Raw genomic sequence first — 17,905 nt, forward strand, 5'->3', positions numbered from 1 at the left:
GACGTGCCGTTCGACGTCTCAGGACGCGCCGGGCTCCCGAGTGCGTCAGGCGCCCCGGTGCTCGGCCTGCGGTCAGGCGCCCGGGTTCTCGCCCTGCTGTGCCTGCTGCTCGGCGATCTGCTGGCGGACCTGGTCCATGTCCAGCTTCCGGGCCTGTCCGATGACGTCCGTCAGCGCGGCCTCGGGAAGGGCACCCGGCTGGGCGAAAACGGCGACCTGGTCGCGGACGATCATCAGCGTCGGGATCGACTGGATGCCGAAGGCGGCGGCCAGCTCGGGCTGCGCCTCGGTGTCCACCTTGCCGAACACGAGGTCGGGGTTGGCCTCGGCCGCCTTCTCGTACACGGGTGCGAACTGCTTGCAGGGCCCGCACCAGTCCGCCCAGAAGTCGATCAGCACGAACTCGTTGTCGGTGACCGTCTGGTCGAAGTTCTCCTTGGTGAGTTCGACGGTGGTGCTCATGGTCTGGTCCCTCTTCCTGCTGTCGGCTCGGGCGTCGGCACAACACGGCCGACCGGTCACGTATTCCGCGCCCCTACCCATGTGGCCACCCGGCACACCACCCACCAGACTGACGCCATGACGGAAACGCAATCGACGCACACGGAAGCGACCGCCTACGACGTGGTGGTGATCGGCGCCGGACCGGTGGGCGAGAACGTCGCCGACCGCACTCGCGCCGCCGGGCTCAGCACCGCGGTGGTGGAGAGTGAACTCGTCGGCGGGGAGTGCTCCTACTGGGCGTGCATGCCCAGCAAGGCCCTGCTGCGCCCGGTCCTCGCCCAGGCCGACGCCCGCCGGCTGCCCGGTCTGAGCGCGGCCGTCCAGGGCCCCCTGGACACCGCCGCGGTGCTCGCCCGGCGCGACTCCTTCACCTCCGGCTGGAAGGACGACGGCCAGGTTCGGTGGCTGGAGGGCACCGGCGCCGACCTGTACCGCGGCCAGGGACGGCTCAGCGGACCGCGCACCGTCACGGTCACCGGCCCCGACGGCGACCGGCGAGTCCTGACCGCCCGGCACGCCGTCGCCGTCTGCACCGGCAGCCGGGCCCGGCTTCCCGGCCTGCCCGGTCTGGACGAGGTCCGCCCGTGGACCAGCCGCGAGGCCACCAGCGCGCACTCCGCGCCCGGCCGGCTGGTCGTGGTGGGCGGCGGGGTCGTCGCCACCGAGATGGCCTGCGCCTGGCAGGCGCTCGGCTCCCGCGTGACCGTCCTGGTGCGCGGCGAACGCCTGCTGGGCCGCATGGAGCCCTTCGCGGGCGACCTGGTCGCCGAGGCCCTCACCGAGGCCGGCGCGCAGGTCCGCACCGGCACCTCCGTGAAGTCGGTGACGCGGGAGAACGGGACGGTCGTCGTCCTCACCGACACCGGTGACCGCATCGAGGCCGACGAGATCCTGTTCGCGACCGGCCGCGCCCCCCGCACCGACGACCTCGGCCTGGAGACGGTCGGCCTGGAGCCCGGCTCCTGGCTCGACGTGGACGACAGCCTGCGGGTGACCGGCCACGACTGGCTGTACGCCGTCGGCGACGTCAACCACCGCGCCCTGCTCACCCACCAGGGCAAGTACCAGGCCCGGATCGCGGGCGCCGCCATCGTCACCCGGGCCGCGGGGGAGCCGGTGCGCGCCGAGGACTGGGGCGCGCACGCCGCCACCGCCGACCACGCGGCCGTCCCGCAGGTCGTCTTCACCGACCCGGAGGTGGCCTCCGTCGGCCTCACCCTCGCGGAGGCCGAGCAGGCCGGCCACCGGGTCCGGGCCGTGGACGTCGACCTGTCCTCGGTGGCGGGCGCCAGCCTGTACGGCGACGACTACCGGGGCCGGGCCCGCATGGTCGTCGACCTCGAGGACGAGATCCTGCGCGGCCTCACCCTGGTCGGCCCCGGCGTCGGCGAGCTGATCCACGCGGCGACGGTCGCGGTGGCCGCCCGGGTCCCGGTCGACCGGCTCTGGCACGCCGTCCCGTCGTACCCGACCATCAGCGAGGTGTGGCTGCGCCTGCTGGAGGCCTACCGGGACGCCTGACCGGGCGGGCGCGCGACGGAGGCGGACGCCCGCCCGGATCCCACCGGGCGGGCGCGCGGCCCGAGGCGGGCGCCCCGGCGATCCGGCCGCGCGCGGTCACGGCAGGTCGAAGCCCAGCGCCCGCGCCGCCTCCTCCGCCGTCGGCTGCGCCCAGTTCCGTGCCGCCGCCTCGTTGGAGGACAGCGAGCGCGGCTCCGCCCGGTCCAGGTACAGCGTGCCGTCCAGGTGGTCGGTCTCGTGCTGTACGATCCGGGCGGGCCAGCCGGTGAACACCTCGTCCAGCGCCCGCCCCTGCTCGTCCTGCCCGGTCAACCGCACCGCGGCGGGCCGGGCCACCACCGCCTGGTAGCCCGGCACGCTCAGACACCCCTCGAAGAAGGCGGCCCGCTCGGCTCCGACCGGCTCGTACGCGGGGTTCACCAGCACCCGGAACGGCTGCGGCACCCCCGCGCGCGATCCGCACCTCCTCGGGCACCGGCGCCGGGTCCTCGATCACCGCGATCCGCAGCGCCACCCCACCTGCGGCGCGGCCAGCCCGACACCCGGGGCCGTCCGCATGGTGATCCGCAGGGCCCGCACGAACCGCGCCAACAGCGCGGGGTCCAACTGGCCGTCGTACGGCTCGGTGCCGCCCCGCAGCACCGGGTCGCCCGCCGCGACGATGCGCAACGGACCTTCTCCGTCGAGCAGTTGCTCGACCCGCTCGGCCAACGGCACGCGATCGCTCGGAGTTCCCATCCCGCCAGGATCGCATGCGCCGCCGGCGCGCGCCGCAGCTCACACGTCCCTCCCGGGGCACACCACCGCTCCCGGACCGCGCGGATCGCCCACCGCCGCGGCCGCACGGCGGTGGCTCCGCGGCGCCCTCGACGCGCGGTGCCCGGCTCCCGAGGGGAACCGGGCACCGGTGTCGCGGGCCTTCGGCCTACACGTCGTCGAACTCCCCGCCAGCGCGGCCGCGAGCCGCAGATGGGGCTGCGCCTCGTCGTCCCGCCCCTGCCGCTGCAGGGTGCGGCCCAGCATCAGCCGCGCGTAGTGCTCCACCGGGTCGCGGTCCACGATGACCCGCAACTCGGCCTCCGCGCGGCGCAGCTGGGCCGAGTGGTAGTAGGCGCGGGCGAGCAGCAGACGCGGTCCGGTCTGCTCCGGCACCTCCTCGACCAGGCCGCCCAGGACCCGTGCGGCGGCGGTGTAGTCCTTGGCGTCGAAGAACATCCCGGCGCGCTCCCAGCGCTCGGCGGGCGTTCCGTGGTCGTAGTACGTCGTGTCCACTCGGCACCTCCTTCGCGCCTGACAACCGGACCGGGCACCCGGTATTCCCCGGCACGGACCGCCGTGACCGGGCACGTCGCCGGACCCCGATGCGTAGGCTGGACCCACCGACTTCCTGCGGAGGGACCGCGTGACGCCCACCACCCCGCCGATCACCCTGGACGACATCCGTTCCGCAGCCGCCCGTCTCCGCGGCGTCGCCCACCGCACGCCGGTGCTGCGCTCCCGCACCCTGGACGCACACGTCGGCGCCGAGGTGCACCTCAAGTGCGAGAACTTCCAGCGGGTCGGCGCCTTCAAGTTCCGCGGCGCCTACAACGCCGTGTCCCGGCTCACCCCCGGGCAACTGTCCCGGGGGGTGGTCGCCTACTCCTCCGGCAACCACGCCCAGGCCGTCGCCCTCGCCCCGGGAACTGGGCACCACCGCCGTCGTCGTCATGCCGGAGGACGCCCCGCCGTCCAAGCGCGCGGCCACCGAGGGATACGGCGCGACGATCGTCACCTACGACCGGTACACCGGGGACCGCGCGGCCGTCGCCGAGGCCCTCGCCGCCGAACGGGGCCTGACCCTCGTACCGCCCTACGACCATCCGCACGTCATCGCCGGACAGGGCACCGCCGCACTCGAACTCGTCGAGGAGACGGGTGAGCTGGGCGCACTGGTCGTGCCGGTCGGCGGCGGGGGACTGATCGCCGGAAGCGCCACCGCGGTCAAGGGCCCGCACCCGGCGACCCGGGTGATCGGCGTCGAACCGGAGGCGGGGGACGACACCAAGCGGTCCCTGGAGGCCGGGCGGCGGATCACCGTGCCCGTGCCCGCACCATCGCCGACGGCCAGGCCGTCCCCGTCCCGGGCGAACTGACCTTCGCGGTCAACCGCCGCCTGCTGGACGGCGTCGTGCTGGTCGACGACGAGGCGATCAAGGACGCGATGCGGTTCGCCTTCACCCGGCTGAAGATCGTCCTCGAACCGAGCGGGGCCACTCCGCTCGCCGCGCTGCTCACCGGGCGCGCGGGCCCGCTCCCGCCCCGCGTCGGACTGATCCTCTCCGGCGGCAACGTGGACGCCGGACGCTTCGCCCGGCTCTGCGGCCCCGCCGACTGAGCGGGCCCGTGCAGGACCGTCACCCGGATGGCGTCCCCGAGTGGACGGGCGGACGATGAAGGGGTAGGAGCCGGCCCTGGTCCCGCCGGGCCGGTGACGGGAAGGGAGCAGGGTCATGCTCGAGGTGAAGACGCTGGACAAGGCCGACGAGCGGCGCGACTTCCCGAGGGGCCACCTCGAAGCCGTCCACCTCACGGGGCTGGACTTCGCGGTCGCCACGTTCGAGCCGGGATGGCGTTGGTCCGAGTCGGTCGGCCCGATCGCCGGCACGGAGACCTGCGGGATCCACCACAACGGCTACGTGCTCCAGGGCCGCCTGCACATCCGCATGGACGACGGCGCCGAGGGCGAGGTCGGCCCGGGCGACGTCTTCGTCTGCCCGCCGGGCCACGACGCGTGGGTCGTCGGCGACGAACAGGTCGTCGTCCACGACTTCGCGGGCGGCATGGCCCAGGACTACGCGAAGGCGGACTAGGGGCTGTCTGACCATTTCCGTCGTCGCCCGGAGGGCGAGGGCGCGGCGTCAGTGCGTGCATGGCGTCGCGCAGCAGACGGACATGGTCAGACAGGCCCTAGGGGAGCGTCGTCCGGTGCACATGCCGGGCACGTCCCTCCCGACGTCGGTCGAGGTAGTGCGCGCGGCCCTCGTCGTCGAGTTCGAAGGGTCCCGCCGGGATGACGCAGAACTCGTTGCCCTCGGGGTCCGCCATCACCAGGAATCCGCCGTCGTCGTACTCCGTCAGCCGTCGCCCACCGAGCCGCTCGATCCGGCGCTGCTCCGCGACCGGATCGGGTGCGGCGATGTCGAAGTGCATCCGGTTCTTGCCGGCCTTGGGCGCGTCGGTGCGCTGGAAGCCCAGGCCCAGGTCGTTCATCCGGCGCAGCCAGACGTAGGGGCCGGTGCGTCCCACGACCGGGCGGCCGAGCACCTCGGCCCAGAACGCGGCGAGCCGCTCGGGGTCCGTCGCGTCGACGATGAGGGCGTTGATCCGGGCTGAGGAGGAGTCGGCCATGCCCCGATCCTCTCGCACCAGGGCGGGCAGACGGTCTTGGCGTGGCCCGAGGACGCGGCTAGGGTCCGTTTACAACGTTGTGTGACGGTCACGGACTTTCGTGGAGGATGCCGATGCCGGGTTCGCACGCGACCAACCGCTTACGGGCCCGGACCTGGGCGCGAGCCGTGTGCGCGCTGGCGGTGGTGTGGGCCGCGGCCGTCGCCGCCCCGGCCGCGTCCGCCTCCGCGGGGCCGCACGCCGCTGCCGCCGAGGCCGCAGCCGAGGCGGGCACGGACTATGTGGCACTGGGCAGTTCCTTCGCCGCCGGACCCGGTGTCCCGCCCTTCAGACGAGCGACGGCGCGTCCGACTGCTCCCGGTCCGCCAACAACTACCCCGGCGTCGTCGCCCGGGAGATCGGGGCGAACCTGACGGACGTCTCGTGCAGCGGCGCGACCACCGCGCACGTGCTGAGGGAACGGCAGGGCACCCGGCCGCCGCAGATCGAGGCCGTGACCTCGGCGACCCGCCTGGTCACCCTCACGATCGGCGGCAACGACGTCAACTACCTCGGCAGCATCAACGCCTACTCCTGCCAGGCGAGCGGCGGCACCACCTGCCCGACGGTGAACCGCGACGCCATCGAGCGGACCTTCCCCGAACTGCCCGGCCGCATCGCGGACATCGTGCACGCGGTCCGCGCCGCGCGCCCGAGGCCCGCGTCCACCTGGTCACCTACTTCACCCTGCTGCCGGACTCCGGGGATGCGCCGACGCGCCGCTGACCGGCGAACAGGCGGCGTACGAACGGGACATCGCCGCGCGCCTGGCGGCCGCCACCGCCGACGCGGCCGCCGCGACGGGGGCGGCCCTGGTCGACCTGGCCGGGGCGAGCCGCGGCCATGACGCGTGCTCCGCGACCCCCTGGGTGGAGTCCTACCGCCCGGCCGCGGGCCGCTCCACCTACCACCCCAACGAGGCGGGGATGAGGGCGGCGGCCGCGCTGGTGCGGTCCGCCCTGGCGTCCGACGGCCTGACCCGTACGGCCGCCTTCCGCTCCGCCGTCCCCGGCAAGTGCGTCGACGTCCGCGCCTCCGGCACCGCCGACGGCACCCCCGTACAGCTCTGGACCTGCAACGGCACGGCGGCCCAGCGGTGGACGTTCCTCCCCGGCCCGGGCGGCACGCTGCGAGCCCTGGGCCGTTGCCTCGACGTCAGCGACGGCGGAACGGCGAACGGCACCAAGGTCCAGCTCTGGCAGTGCAACGGCACCGGAGCCCAGCGCTGGGTCACCGGCCCCGACTCGTCCCTGATCAACCCCCGGTCGGGCCGCTGCCTGGACGACCCGGCCGCAAGCACCGCGGACGGCACCCCGCTCCAGATCCACGACTGCAACGCCACCGACGCCCAACGCTGGACCCCGACACCGACCTGACCGACGTCGGGTGCGACCTCACACCGGCAGCAACCGCCCCACCAGCGCGTCCAGTTGCCGTACGTTTCTGCACTCGTGCATGTCGACGACGTCCGCGTACGCCGGGGCGGCGGAGTCGCCGGTGCCCCACAGGGCGCGTTGCTCGGGGTTGAGCCAGTGGACGCGGCGGGCGCGGTGGGCCAGGTCGCGAACGGCCGGCAGGTTCGGGTCGGACATGTTGGTGCGGGCGTCACCGAGCACGAACACCGTGGTGCGCGGGCCCACGGTGTCGCCGTACCGCTCGGTGAACTCGCCCAGGGCGGCGCCGTAGTCGCTGCTGCCGTGCCAGGCGGTGAGCTCGGCCTCCGCGCGGATGCGGGCACCCAGGCCCTCCGGGTCGGCCGCGCCGTGCTCCAGCAGGCGGGTCACGTCGTCGACCCGGTTGACGAAGGCGAACACCCGCACCCGGGAGAACTGGTCGTGCAGCGCCTGCACCAGCAGCATCGTGAAGTCGGAGAAGCCGGCCACCGAGCCCGACACGTCGCACAGCAGCACCAGTTCGGGCCGGGCGGGCCGGCGCCGGCGCAGCACCGGACGTACGGGCACCCCGCCCGTCGACAGCGAGCCGCGCAGCGTCCGGCGCAGGTCGATGGTGCCGCGGGCGGCCCTGCGGCGCCGTGCGGCCATCCGCGTCGCCAGCTTGCGGGCCAGCGGCTGCACCGTGCGGCGCAGTTCGGCCAGCCGGTCCTTGCCCGCGAACAGGAAGTCGACCCGGTCGGCGGTCGGGGCCACCGCGCGGCGGGCGACCTGGTCGCGGCCCCGGCGTTCCGCGACCCGGCGCCGCGCCTCCGCGGTGACCAGCCGCCGGAACTCCTCGATACGGCGCCGGATCTCGTCCTCCAGGAGCCGGTCGCCGAAGTGCCCGGACCCCTCGCGTCCGCGCACCTCGTCGCGCACCCGGGCCAACAGCGTCTGCGGGCGCAGCCGGTCCAGCGCCTGGTACGACGACCAGCCGTCCGAACCGGGTGAACTGCCGTATCCGCCAAAGCCGTCGACCGCCTCCACCGCGAGCCGGGCCATCGCCGCGGTGTCGTTCGCGGCGAGCGCCTCGGCCAGCCGGTCGCGCAGCGCGTCGCGGTCGGTGTCGCCGCCGGTCTCCGGCAGGCCCACCCCGCGCGGGAAGTACAGGTCGAAGACCGCGTCGAACACCGGGCGCGCGTCGGCGCCGTGCAGCAGGGTCGCCGCCAGGCCCTCGCGCAGCAGCTCCCGGTCGTCGAGGCCGAGCGCCTCCACCGCGCGCGCCGCGTCCACGGTCTCCCCGGTGCCGATCCGCAGGCCGTGCCCGCGCAGCGCGTCGACAAGGCCGGTCAGCCTGGTCACCAGATCCGTGTCCGCGGTGGTGCTCACAGCGCGTCCAGGTCCAGCTTGGCCGCCGCCTTCCGGATGTCGTCCCGGTGCTTGAGGACCACGCCCAGACTGTCCCGTACGACCGTCTCGTCGAGGGTGCTCGCGCCGAGCGCCAGCAGGGTGCGGGCCCAGTCGACGGTCTCGGCGACCGACGGCGCCTTGCGCAGGTCCATCGCGCGCAGCGCGCCCACCACCCGCACGAGGGACTCGGCCAGCGCAGCGTCGATGTCCGGCACCTTCAGCCGGACGATCCGCCGCTCCAGCTCGGCGTCGGGGAAACCGATGTGCAGGAACAGGCAGCGGCGGCGCAGCGCCTCGGACAGCTCGCGGGTGGCGTTGGACGTGAGGACGGTGAACGGCTTCCGGGCCGCGGTGACCGTGCCCAGCTCGGGGACCGTCACCTGGAAGTCACCGAGCACTTCCAGGAGCAGCCCCTCGATCTCGACGTCCGCCTTGTCGGTCTCGTCGATCAGCAGCACCTTGGGGTCGTCGCCGCGGATCGCGGTGAGCAGCGGACGCGGCAGCAGGAACTCCTCACCGAAGATGTCCGTGCGGGCCTCGTCCCACGTCTCGCCCCGGCCGGCACTGATCCGCAGCAGCTGCTTGGCGTGGTTCCACTCGTACAGCGCGCGTGACTCGTCCACGCCCTCGTAGCACTGGAGCCGGACCAGCCGGGCGTCGCAGGCGCGGGAGACGGCCTTGGCCAGCTCGGTCTTGCCGACCCCGGCGGGGCCCTCCACCAGCAGCGGCTTGCCGAGCCGGGCGGCGAGGAAGACGGTGGTGGCGACGGCGGGGGAGGCCAGGTAGCCGGTCTCGGCGAGGCGTGCGGAGACGTCTTCGACGGAAGTGAACAACTGCGGCCTCCGGCTGGGCGCGGGAACGACGGTGTCCGGGCACCCCGTGAGTGCCCGGACACCTATCTAAGCGCTTGCTCACCGCTGTGTCACGCGGTCGCGCCCACCGCTCGCACCGCCGGGGTGCGCAGCACGCGCCGCGCCGTGAACAGGAGCGTGCCGACGGTCGCCGCCGCGCCGACCGCGGCCACGGCCGGCCACACGCCCGCCAGCTGTCCCGGCAGCACCGCGTCGCTGCGGACCACGGTGAACGGGACGATCCCGGCCAGCGCAGCCAGCGTGCCGAACAGCAGCCCCACGACCGTCAGGACCAGCCCTTCGGCTCCCACCACGCCCAGCACCTGCCCGGGCGTCGCCCCGGCGAGACGCTGCTGCCCGAACTCCCGGCCCCGGTACGTGGTCGCCGCGTACAGCGAGTTGACCAGCATCACGCAGACGAACACCACGACGATGCCGACCACGGTGTAGTTGAGGGTCTCGAGGTTCTTGGCATCGACGGACTTCACCAGGCCGGAGGCGGCCACCTCGTCGCTCTCCAGCGCCTGCATGGTGAGGGTCGCCGTGGACACCGCCGTGAACAGGATCAGCGACATCAGGGTCCCGGCGAGCTCGTCGGCCCGCTGCCGCAGGTTCCGCACCGCCAGCCAGCCGCTCGCGCCGCCCGGCGCCAGCCGGCCCAGCACGCCGGTCAGCAGCCGCGGCGCCAGCAGCGCGCACCCCACCGACAGCAGGATCGCGCCCTGCGCCGGGAACGCCATCAGCATGTCGTCCGTCGCGGAGAACGCGAACGTGGAGCACGCCGCGGCCCCGCCGGCCACCAGCGCCGCGTACGCGAGGAACGGCCGCCGCCGTCCCGCGCCCCGCGGGCGCCGCCCCCGCGAGACCTGGCGCAGTGCCAGCAGCGCCGCACCCGCCGAGGCGACCAGGGTGATGCCGACGCCGGACGACAGCGCGACGGCACCGAAGGAATGGTCCACCGACCCGGCGACCTGCCCGGTGTCCTGGAACACCTCCAGCAGCAGCCGCCCGCCCAGCACCGCCGGCAGCGTCGCCGCCGCCGTGCCCACCAGGGCCACCACCACCGCCTCGCCCACCACCATCCGCCTGATCTGCCCGGGCGTCGCCCCCGAGCAGCGCAGCAGCTCCAGCTCGGCCGCCCGCTGCCGCACGTTCACCGTCAGCGCCGAGGCGACGGCGAAGAACACCAGCAGCGTCCCGTAACCGCCGACCACACCGGCCGCCGTGCGGAGGGTCTCCGAGCTGACCGCGTCCACGCCCGGCTGCCCGGCGGTGTCGTGCATCGAGTTGAACGTCATGACGATCGCCGCGCCCAGGAACGCGGACAGCAGCGTCGCGAGGAACCGTCCGGGCCGCTCCCGGACCGACCGCAGAGCCAGTACGAGCATCGCTCACACCCCCACGGACGTCTCGTCGCCGAGGTGCGCCAGCCGCTCCGCCACCGCGTCCGCCGTCGGCGCGTCCATCCGCCCGGCCAGCCTGCCGTCCGCGAGGAACAGCACACTGTCCGCCCAGGAGGCCGCGACCGGGTCGTGCGTCACCATCACCACGGTCCGCCCGTGCACCCGCACCGCCTGCCGCAGCAGCTCCAGCACCTCCCGCGCGCTGCGCGTGTCCAGCGCGCCGGTCGGCTCGTCCGCGAAGATCACCCGCGGCTCGGTGACCAGGGCCCGCGCGATCGCCACCCGCTGCCGCTGACCGCCCGACAGCTGGTCGGGGCGGTGCCCGAGCCGGTCGCCCAGGCCCACGGCGGTGAGGATCTCGGTGGCCCGCCGCCGGTCCACCCGCCGGCCGGCCAGCTTCAGCGGCAGCACGGTGTTCTGCGCGACGGTCAGCGTCTCCAGCAGGTTGTACTGCTGGAACACGAACCCCACCCGCCCGCGCCGGAACGTCGTCAGCTCCGTCTCGCCGGCACCCGTCAGCTCGGTCCCGTCGACCCGTACGATCCCGCTGTCCGGCCGCTCCAGACCCGCCGCGCACTGCAGCAGCGTCGACTTGCCCGAACCGGACGGCCCCATCACCGCCGTGAACGTGCCCCGCGCGAGGCCCAGCGTCACCCCGTCGAGGGCGGTCACGGCGCTGCCGTCCGCGCCGTACGACTTGGTGACCTTCACCAGGCGCAGCGCCTCGGCGGCGGGTTCGGTACCGGGCATGTGCCGTGCCCTGTTGCGCACCATCGTCATCTCCTCCGTCCGGCACGCCCTGTGCCCTGGTCACGACGCTACGGAGGAGGAGAGCCGCCCACACGGGGCGCAGTGCCCGTCCTGGGGGTGTACGCACCGACACCCCCGGCAGGGGGGTCACCGGACCAGGACGACCTCCAGGGTGCGCGGCCCGTGCACGCCCTCGACCCGGTCGAGTTCGATGTCGCTGGTCGCCGACGGGCCGGAGATCCAGGTCAACGGGCGGGTGGGGTCGAGGCGTTCCAAGGCCTGCGGGACGGACGCGACCACCTGGTCCGGGACGCGGACCACGCAGATGTGGTGGTCGGGGACCAGGCTGATCCGGCGCCGGCCCTGGTCGGGGGAGCCGTCGAGGACGATCGTGCCCGTCTCGGCGATCGCCACGGCGCACCCCGTCACCACGCTCTCCACCTTGTCCAGCTCCCGCGCGGTGCTGACCTCGCGGTCGTGCACGCGCGTGGGATCCGCGGCCGACATCCACTCCGGCGGCAGCCCCGGCGGCACCAGCACGTACTGCGGTCCGCGCTCGGCGAGCAACCGCATGATCACGTACGGCAGTTCCTCCGAGTCCGTGCGGTGCACGACCGCCCGGTAGTCCGCCAGGTTGTCCGCCAGCAGGTCCACCGTCTCCTCGGCGGTCCGCTCCCCGTGCTCGCGCAGGTAGTCCCGCTCGACCGGCGTGTCCTCACCCGGCGGTACGTCCGCCAGCGCGCGCCGCACCCGGCCCAGGATCCGCTCCCTGCTGTTCACGCCCCACCGCCCTTTCCGCCGCGCGTCCGCTGCCACCAGTCACGGAACGGTTCCGCAGGCACCGCGGGCAGGTCCCGGGTGCCGCTCCACGCCCGGCCCGGCCCGGGCAGGGTGCGGGGATGCAGCCGGCGGCTGCGCGAGGCGACCCGCTGCCCGGTGCGCAGCACTCCGGGGCGGGTGAACGCCCAGCGGGCCGCGCGCATCGCCGCCCGCTCCGCGGCGTGCCCCTTCGCGGGCCGCAGCCGCACCTTGTTGCCCTCGCGGACGGCCTCGCCGCCCTCCACCACCCGCTCCCGCAGGTGCACCAGCACCTCGGGGATGTCGATGGCGACCGGGCACACCTCGTAGCAGGCCCCGCACAGCGACGACGCGTACGGCAGCGACGCGTCGATCTCGCTTCCCGTGCCCCGGAGCTGGGGACTGAGGATGGCGCCGATGGGTCCGGGGTAGACCGAGCCGTAGGCGTGGCCGCCGGCCCGCTCGTACACCGGGCAGACGTTCAGGCAGGCGGAGCAGCGGATGCAGCGCAGCGCCTGCCGGCCCACCTGGTCGGCGAGGGTGTCGGTGCGGCCGTTGTCCAGCAGGACGAGGTGGAAGGTGCGTGGACCGTCCCCGTCCGTCGTCCCGGTCCACATCGAGGTGTACGGGTTCATCCGCTCGGCGGTGGAGGAGCGGGGGAGGGTCTGCAGGAACACCTCCAGGTCCTGCCAGGTCGGCACGATCTTCTCGATGCCCACCACCGAGATCAGCGTCTCCGGCAGGGTCAGGCACATCCGCCCGTTGCCCTCGGACTCCACCACCACCAGCGTGCCGGTCTCGGCGACCATGAAGTTGGCGCCGGAGATGCCGACCTTGGCGCGCAGGAACTTCTCCCGCAGGTGCAGCCGCGCCGCCTCGGCGAGGTCGGCGGGCGTGTCGGTGAGCCCTTCGGGCGCGGGACGGCCCCACTCGCCCATCTCCCGGGTGAAGATCTCCCGGATCTCCCCGCGGTTGCGGTGGATCGCGGGGACCAGGATGTGCGACGGCCGGTCCTTGCCCAACTGGACGATCAGCTCGGCCAGATCGGTCTCGTACGCGTGGATTCCCCGGGCCTCCAGCGCCTCGTTCAGGGCGATCTCCTGGGTGGCCATCGACTTCACCTTGACGACCTCCGTCTCACCGGTCGCCTTCACCAGCTCCGCGACGATCCGGTTGGCCTCGTCGGCGTCGGCGGCCCAGTGGACGGTGCCGCCCGCCGCCGTCACCGACTCCTCCAACTGCTCCAGGTAACGGTCGAGATGACGCAGCGTGCGGTCCTTGATCCGCTTCCCCGCCTGCCGCAGCCGCTCCCAGTCGTCCAGCTCCGCCACCGCCCGGGCCCGCTTGGCGCGGATGGTGTGCGTGGCGTGCCGCAGATTGCCGCGCAGGGTGGTGTCGCGTACGGCCTCCCGGGCCGCCGCCGGGAACGCGGGCATACCGACAAAGGTTCCGCTCACAGGGCCGGCTCCTCCTCCGTGCTCGCCAGGATCTCCGCGATGTGCACCGGCCGCATGCCGGTGCGCAGCCGCGTCATCGTGCCGCCGATGTGCATGAGGCAGGAGTTGTCCGCCGCGCACAGCACCTCGGCGCCGGTCGACTCGGCGTTGCGCACCTTGTCGGCGCCCATCGCAGCCGACACGTCGGCGTTCTTCAGCGCGAAGGTGCCGCCGAACCCGCAGCATTCGTCCGCGCCCGGCAGCTCCACCAGCTCCAGCCCCTTCACCGCCCGCAGCAGCCGCAGCGGCCGTTCGCCCAGCCCCAGCGAGCGCAGCCCGTGACAGGTCGGGTGGTACGTCACCCGGTGCGGGTAGTACGCCCCGACGTCCGTCACCCCCAGCACGTCCACCAGGAACTCGGTGAGTTCGTACGTCTTGGGCACCACCGGCGCGAGCACCGTCGCGAGGGTGTCGCCGCGCCCCTCGGACCGGGCCCGCTCACCCATCCGCGGGTACAGCTCCCGCACCATCGCCCCGCAGGACCCGGACGGCGTCACGACGGCCTCGTAGTGCCGGAAGACGTCGGCGAAGTGGCGGGCCATCGGCTCCGTCTCGTGCCGGTACCCGGTGTTGTAGTGGGCCTGGCCGCAACAGGTCTGCGCCATGGGGAAGTCGACGTCGACACCGAGCCGGGTCAGGAGCTTCACCACGGCCCGCCCGGTGTCCGGATAGAGCGTGTCGTTGACGCAGGTCAGGAACAGAGCGACGCGCATCGCGGCTCCTCGTCCAGTCGATCATCGGGTGAGATGCAGGGTAGTGCGGAGCCGGCGGCCCGGGGGAGACCCGGTCAGTCCCGGGCGAGCCGGGCGCGGGCGGCGGCCCACGGCCGGGTGCCGCCACGCGGCTCGTACCGGATCAGCGGCTGGGTGGCGGCCAACAGCCGCCGCATGCCGGGGAGGTCGCCGACCCGTCCGGCGGCGCGGGCCTGGACGAGGACGTTGCCGAGTGCCGCCGCCTCTGTCGGTCCGGCCACCACCGGCAGCCCGCACGCGTCGGCGGTCAGCTGGCACAGCAGGGCGTTGCGGGTGCCGCCGCCCACCACGTGCACCACGTCCACCGTCCGTCCGGTGAGCCGCTGGGCGTCCTCCACGGCGGTGCGGTGGGCCAGGGCGAGCGAGTCGAGGACGCAGCGCACCGTCGCGGCCGGGGAGTCCGGCACCGGCTGGCCCGTGGCGCGGCACGCCTCGGCGATCCGCTCCGGCATCCGCCCCGGCGCGAGGAACGCGGTGTCCCCGGCGTCCACCACCGACCGCAGCGCCGGCACCTCCGCCGCCCGGCGCAGCAGCGGGCCGAGGTCCGGATCACCCCAGGACCGCAGGCACTCCTGGAGCAGCCACAGCCCCATGATGTTGCGCAGGTGGCGGACGGTCCCGTCCAGCCCCAGTTCGTTGGTGAAGTTGGCGGCCCGGCTCTCCTCGGTGAGCACCGGCGCGTCCAGTTCGAGCCCGGCCAGCGACCAGGTGCCGGTGCAGATGTACGCGAACCGCTCGCCGTCCGCCGGCACCGCGGCCACCGCCGACGCCGTGTCGTGGGAGGCGACCGCCGTCACCGGCACCGGGCCGGTCAGCCCGGTCTCCTCCAGCACCCCGGGCCGCAGCAGCCCGGCCGGGTCACCGGGCAGGCGCAGCGGCGGGAACAGCCCGAGGTCGATGCCCAGCCGCCGCGCCACCCCGTGCGCCCAGGTGCGGGTGCGCGGGTCGATCAGCTGGGTGGTGGAGGCGTTGGTCAGCTCGGTGCCCTGCTCCCCGGTCAGCCAGTACGCCAGTAGGTCGGGCATCAGCAGCACCCGCTCGGCCTGCGCGAACTGCCGTGTGCCGCGCGCCGCGACGAGCTGGTACAACGTGTTGAACGGCGCGTACTGCAGCCCGGTCGCCGCGTACAGCTCCCCGGCCGGCACGGTCGCCCACACCTTCTCGGCGACCGCGTCGGTCCGGCCGTCGCGGTAGTGCACCGGGTTGCCGAGCAGCGCCCCGTCCGCGTCGAGCAGCCCGTGGTCGACGGCCCAGCTGTCGATGCCGACCGAATCGACGGCGCCGGCCGCCCGCAGCCCGTCCAGCACCCCGGCGTACAGCCCCAGTACGTCCCAGCGCAGCCCTTCCGGTACCCGCACCGGACGGTTCGGGAAGCGGTGCGCCTCGGTCAGCTCCAGGCTGCCGGGGCGCACCCGGCCGACCATGACGCGCCCGCTGGACGCACCGAGGTCGACCGCCGCGTACGCCCCCGCCCCGCCGCTCATCGCAGGAACGCGGCGGCGACGCCGGCGTCGACCGGGACGTGCAGCCCGGTGGTGTGGGTGAGGTCACCGCCCGTCAGCGCGAACACGGCGTTCGCCACGTGCTCCGGCAGCACCTCGCGCTTCAGCAGCGTCCGCTGCGCGTAGAACTCGCCCAGCTTCTCCTCCGGCACCCCGTACACGGCCGCCCGCCGAGCACCCCACCCGCCCGCGAAGATGCCCGAACCGCGCACCACACCGTCGGGGTTGACGCCGTTGACCCGGATGCCGTGCTCACCCAGCTCCGCCGCCAGCAGCCGCACCTGGTGCGCCTGATCGGCCTTGGCCGCCGCGTACGCGATGTTGTCGGGGCCGGCGAACACCGCGTTCTTGCTGGCGATGTACACGATGTCGCCGCCGAGGCGCTGGGCGGTCATCACCCGCGCCGCCTCCCGCGACACCAGGAAGGAACCGCGCGCCATGACGGCGTGCTGGAGGTCCCAGTCCTCGGCCGTCGTCTCGAGCAGCGGCTTGGAGAGGGAGATCCCGGCGTTGTTCACCACCAGGTCCACGCCGCCGAAGGCGAGCACCGCCTCCTCGAACGCGGTGGCGACCTGCTCCTCGTCGGTCACGTCCACGGTCACCGCGACGGCCTTGTCCGGCCCGCCCAGCTCCTCCGCGACCAGGGCCGCGTTCTCCGCGTTCACATCGGCCACGACGACACACGCGCCCTCGGCGGTCAGGCGCCGCGCGATGGCCTTCCCGATCCCGCTGCCCGCCCCGGTCACCAGCGCCACCCGGGTCGCCAGCGGCTTCGGCGGCGGCATCCGGCGCAGCTTGGCCTCCTCAAGCGCCCAGTACTCGATGCGGAACTTCTCCGACTCCTCGATCGGCGCGTACCTGGAGACCGCCTCGGCCCCGCGCATCACGTTGATCGCGTTGAGGTAGAACTCCCCGGCCACCCGCGCCGTCTGCTTGTCCTTGCCGAAGCTGAACATGCCGACGCCCGGCACCAGCACGATCGCCGGGTCGGCGCCGCGCATCGCGGGGGAGTCCGGCTCCGCGTGCCGCTCGTAGTAGGCGGCGTACTCGCGGCGGTAGTCCGCGTGCAGCTCCTCCAGCCGGGTCACCGCCTCGTCGAGCGGCGCGGACGGCGGCAGATCCAGCACCAGCGGACGCACCTTGGTGCGCAGGAAGTGGTCCGGGCACGACGTCCCCAGCGCGGCCAGCCGCGGATGCCCGGCCCGCGCCAGGAAGTCCAGGACGGTGCCGGAGTCGTCGAAGTGCCCCACCTGCGGCCGGTCCTGCGAGGCGATCGCCCGCACGAACGGCGCCAGAGCTGCCGCCCGCACCCGCCGCTCCTCCTCGGGGAGCGCCTCGTACCCGTCGACCACCGGACCGAACGGCTCCGGTCGGCCGCGCTCGGTGAGGAACCGCTCGGCGGTGCGGATGATGTGCAGCGAGTTCCGCTCGCACTCCTCGGAGGTGTCGCCCCACGCGGTGATCCCGTGTCCGCCCAGCACACAGCCGACGGCCTGCGGGTTGGCCTCCTTCACGGCGGCGATGTCCAGCCCCAGCCGGAACCCGGGCCGCCGCCACGGCACCCAGACCACGGTGTCCCCGAAACACTCGGCGGTCAGCTTCTCCCCGTCGGCGGCACACGCCAGCGCGATGCCGGAGTCGGGGTGCAGGTGATCGACGTGGGCGGCGTCCACCAGTGCGTGCATCGCGGTGTCGATGGAGGGCGCGGCACCTCCCTTGCCGTGCAGGCAGTAGTCGAACGCGGCCACCATCTCGTCCTCGCGCTCCACGCCGGGATACACGTCGACGAGCGCCCGCAGCCGGTCCAGCCGCAACACGGCCAGCCCGTCCTCGGTGAGCGTCCCGAGATCCCCACCGGACCCCTTGACCCACATCAGCTCCACATCACCCCCGGTGACGGGATCGGCCTCGGCACCTTTCGCGGAGGCGTTCCCCCCGGCGTAGTTGGTGTTCCGGGGATCGCTCCCCAGCCGATGCGACCGAGCGAGCAGAGCAGCGACTTCGCCGTTGACCATGACAACCAGTCCTTGTGAAGAGGGGGGTGAGCGCACGTACTTCAGGGGCGCGGGGAGCTGCGCGCTCGACCACGACGGACCCGCACCCCGTGAGGGAGCGG

General features: G+C 74.0%; 15 protein-coding genes and 3 pseudogenes. 5 read left to right on the plus strand and 13 right to left on the minus strand.

Translation table 11 applies throughout. The annotated features are described in order from the left end of the window. Positions 1 to 72 precede the first annotated feature (72 nt). Positions 73 to 543, minus strand: coding sequence for a thioredoxin (trxA, locus tag F3L20_RS16410; RefSeq protein WP_374113053.1), 471 nt, complete (start codon positions 541 to 543; stop codon positions 73 to 75). A 36-nt stretch (positions 544 to 579) separates the two neighbouring features. Here trxA and F3L20_RS16415 point away from each other — a divergent pair, with 36 nt between their 5' ends. Further along, a complete protein-coding gene (locus tag F3L20_RS16415; RefSeq protein WP_150155027.1) occupies positions 580 to 2,025 on the plus strand; it encodes a dihydrolipoyl dehydrogenase family protein in 1,446 nt (481 codons plus the stop codon). Positions 2,026 to 2,121: 96 nt separating this feature from the next. Here the strand turns inward: F3L20_RS16415 and F3L20_RS16420 are convergent. Both F3L20_RS16420 and F3L20_RS16425 read right to left on the minus strand, forming a co-directional pair. Beyond that, positions 2,122 to 2,763, minus strand: a pseudogene (locus F3L20_RS16420) (peptide deformylase). A 204-nt stretch (positions 2,764 to 2,967) separates the two neighbouring features. Continuing rightward, positions 2,968 to 3,297 (minus strand): annotated as a pseudogene (locus F3L20_RS16425) (tetratricopeptide repeat protein); the annotation flags it as partial. Positions 3,298 to 3,427: 130 nt separating this feature from the next. On the opposite strand from F3L20_RS16425, the pseudogene F3L20_RS16430 reads away from it, so the two are divergent. Continuing rightward, positions 3,428 to 4,402 (plus strand): annotated as a pseudogene (locus tag F3L20_RS16430) (pyridoxal-phosphate dependent enzyme). A gap of 115 nt (positions 4,403 to 4,517) precedes the next feature. Continuing rightward, the gene (locus tag F3L20_RS16435; RefSeq protein WP_150155028.1) at positions 4,518 to 4,877 is read left to right on the plus strand and encodes a cupin domain-containing protein; all 360 of its coding nucleotides are present in this window, start codon (positions 4,518 to 4,520) and stop codon (positions 4,875 to 4,877) included. Positions 4,878 to 4,974: 97 nt separating this feature from the next. On the opposite strand, the gene F3L20_RS16440 is transcribed toward F3L20_RS16435, so the two are convergent. Further along, complete coding sequence (locus tag F3L20_RS16440) at positions 4,975 to 5,415, minus strand: VOC family protein (protein ID WP_150155029.1); 441 nt, start codon at positions 5,413 to 5,415, stop codon at positions 4,975 to 4,977. A gap of 187 nt (positions 5,416 to 5,602) precedes the next feature. Between F3L20_RS16440 and F3L20_RS34660 the strand changes: the two genes are divergently transcribed. Both F3L20_RS34660 and F3L20_RS34665 read left to right on the plus strand, forming a co-directional pair. Further along, entirely contained in the window at positions 5,603 to 6,301 is a 699-nt protein-coding gene (locus F3L20_RS34660) for a GDSL-type esterase/lipase family protein (RefSeq protein WP_240810943.1), read from the plus strand. Positions 6,302 to 6,323: 22 nt separating this feature from the next. After that, a complete protein-coding gene (locus F3L20_RS34665; RefSeq protein ID WP_240810662.1) occupies positions 6,324 to 6,830 on the plus strand; it encodes an RICIN domain-containing protein in 507 nt (168 codons plus the stop codon). Positions 6,831 to 6,848: 18 nt separating this feature from the next. On the opposite strand, the gene F3L20_RS16450 is transcribed toward F3L20_RS34665, so the two are convergent. The 9 genes from F3L20_RS16450 to F3L20_RS16490 all read right to left on the minus strand — a co-directional run bounded on the left by F3L20_RS16450 (position 6,849) and on the right by F3L20_RS16490 (position 17,804). Next, the gene (locus tag F3L20_RS16450) at positions 6,849 to 8,216 is read right to left on the minus strand and encodes a vWA domain-containing protein (RefSeq protein ID WP_206338785.1); all 1,368 of its coding nucleotides are present in this window, start codon (positions 8,214 to 8,216) and stop codon (positions 6,849 to 6,851) included. After that, positions 8,213 to 9,070 (minus strand): AAA family ATPase, encoded by an 858-nt coding sequence (locus F3L20_RS16455; protein WP_150155030.1) that lies wholly within the window; start codon positions 9,068 to 9,070, stop codon positions 8,213 to 8,215. Before F3L20_RS16455 ends, F3L20_RS16450 begins: the two co-directional genes overlap by 4 nt. Positions 9,071 to 9,159: 89 nt before the next feature. Then, a complete protein-coding gene (locus tag F3L20_RS16460) occupies positions 9,160 to 10,476 on the minus strand; it encodes an FtsX-like permease family protein (RefSeq protein WP_150155031.1) in 1,317 nt (438 codons plus the stop codon). Positions 10,477 to 10,479: 3 nt separating this feature from the next. Further along, positions 10,480 to 11,271 carry an ABC transporter ATP-binding protein gene (locus tag F3L20_RS16465; protein ID WP_382687210.1) on the minus strand — a complete coding sequence of 264 codons (792 nt, stop codon included), beginning with the start codon at positions 11,269 to 11,271 and terminating at the stop codon, positions 10,480 to 10,482. A 117-nt stretch (positions 11,272 to 11,388) separates the two neighbouring features. Further along, positions 11,389 to 12,021 (minus strand): LutC/YkgG family protein, encoded by a 633-nt coding sequence (locus F3L20_RS16470; RefSeq protein WP_150155032.1) that lies wholly within the window; start codon positions 12,019 to 12,021, stop codon positions 11,389 to 11,391. After that, on the minus strand, positions 12,018 to 13,496 hold the full coding sequence (locus F3L20_RS16475; protein ID WP_150155033.1) for a LutB/LldF family L-lactate oxidation iron-sulfur protein: 1,479 nt from the start codon (positions 13,494 to 13,496) through the stop codon (positions 12,018 to 12,020). Before F3L20_RS16475 ends, F3L20_RS16470 begins: the two co-directional genes overlap by 4 nt. After that, entirely contained in the window at positions 13,493 to 14,248 is a 756-nt protein-coding gene (locus F3L20_RS16480) for a (Fe-S)-binding protein (RefSeq protein WP_150155034.1), read from the minus strand. The genes F3L20_RS16475 and F3L20_RS16480 overlap by 4 nt, the downstream gene beginning before the upstream one ends. A 74-nt stretch (positions 14,249 to 14,322) precedes the next feature. Next, positions 14,323 to 15,771, minus strand: coding sequence for a rhamnulokinase (locus tag F3L20_RS16485; RefSeq protein ID WP_150155035.1), 1,449 nt, complete (start codon positions 15,769 to 15,771; stop codon positions 14,323 to 14,325). Further along, the gene (locus tag F3L20_RS16490) at positions 15,768 to 17,804 is read right to left on the minus strand and encodes a bifunctional aldolase/short-chain dehydrogenase (protein WP_150155036.1); all 2,037 of its coding nucleotides are present in this window, start codon (positions 17,802 to 17,804) and stop codon (positions 15,768 to 15,770) included. The genes F3L20_RS16485 and F3L20_RS16490 overlap by 4 nt, the downstream gene beginning before the upstream one ends. Positions 17,805 to 17,905 lie beyond the last annotated feature (101 nt).

Origin of the sequence: Streptomyces tendae (assembly GCF_008632955.1) — a bacterium.
GTDB lineage: Bacteria > Actinomycetota > Actinomycetes > Streptomycetales > Streptomycetaceae > Streptomyces.

Bases quoted from the DNA above. Each gene is read 5' to 3' on its own strand.
- trxA (WP_374113053.1), bottom strand. From the start codon at position 543: ATGGGTAGGGGCGCGGAATACGTGACCGGTCGGCCGTGTTGTGCCGAC.
- F3L20_RS16415 (WP_150155027.1), top strand. From the start codon at position 580: ATGACGGAAACGCAATCGACGCACACGGAAGCGACCGCCTACGACGTG.
- F3L20_RS16435 (WP_150155028.1), top strand. From the start codon at position 4,518: ATGCTCGAGGTGAAGACGCTGGACAAGGCCGACGAGCGGCGCGACTTC.
- F3L20_RS16440 (WP_150155029.1), bottom strand. From the start codon at position 5,415: ATGGCCGACTCCTCCTCAGCCCGGATCAACGCCCTCATCGTCGACGCG.
- F3L20_RS16460 (WP_150155031.1), bottom strand. From the start codon at position 10,476: ATGCTCGTACTGGCTCTGCGGTCGGTCCGGGAGCGGCCCGGACGGTTC.
- F3L20_RS16465 (WP_382687210.1), bottom strand. From the start codon at position 11,271: ATGACGATGGTGCGCAACAGGGCACGGCACATGCCCGGTACCGAACCC.
- F3L20_RS16480 (WP_150155034.1), bottom strand. From the start codon at position 14,248: ATGCGCGTCGCTCTGTTCCTGACCTGCGTCAACGACACGCTCTATCCG.
- F3L20_RS16485 (WP_150155035.1), bottom strand. From the start codon at position 15,771: ATGAGCGGCGGGGCGGGGGCGTACGCGGCGGTCGACCTCGGTGCGTCC.
- F3L20_RS16490 (WP_150155036.1), bottom strand. From the start codon at position 17,804: ATGGTCAACGGCGAAGTCGCTGCTCTGCTCGCTCGGTCGCATCGGCTG.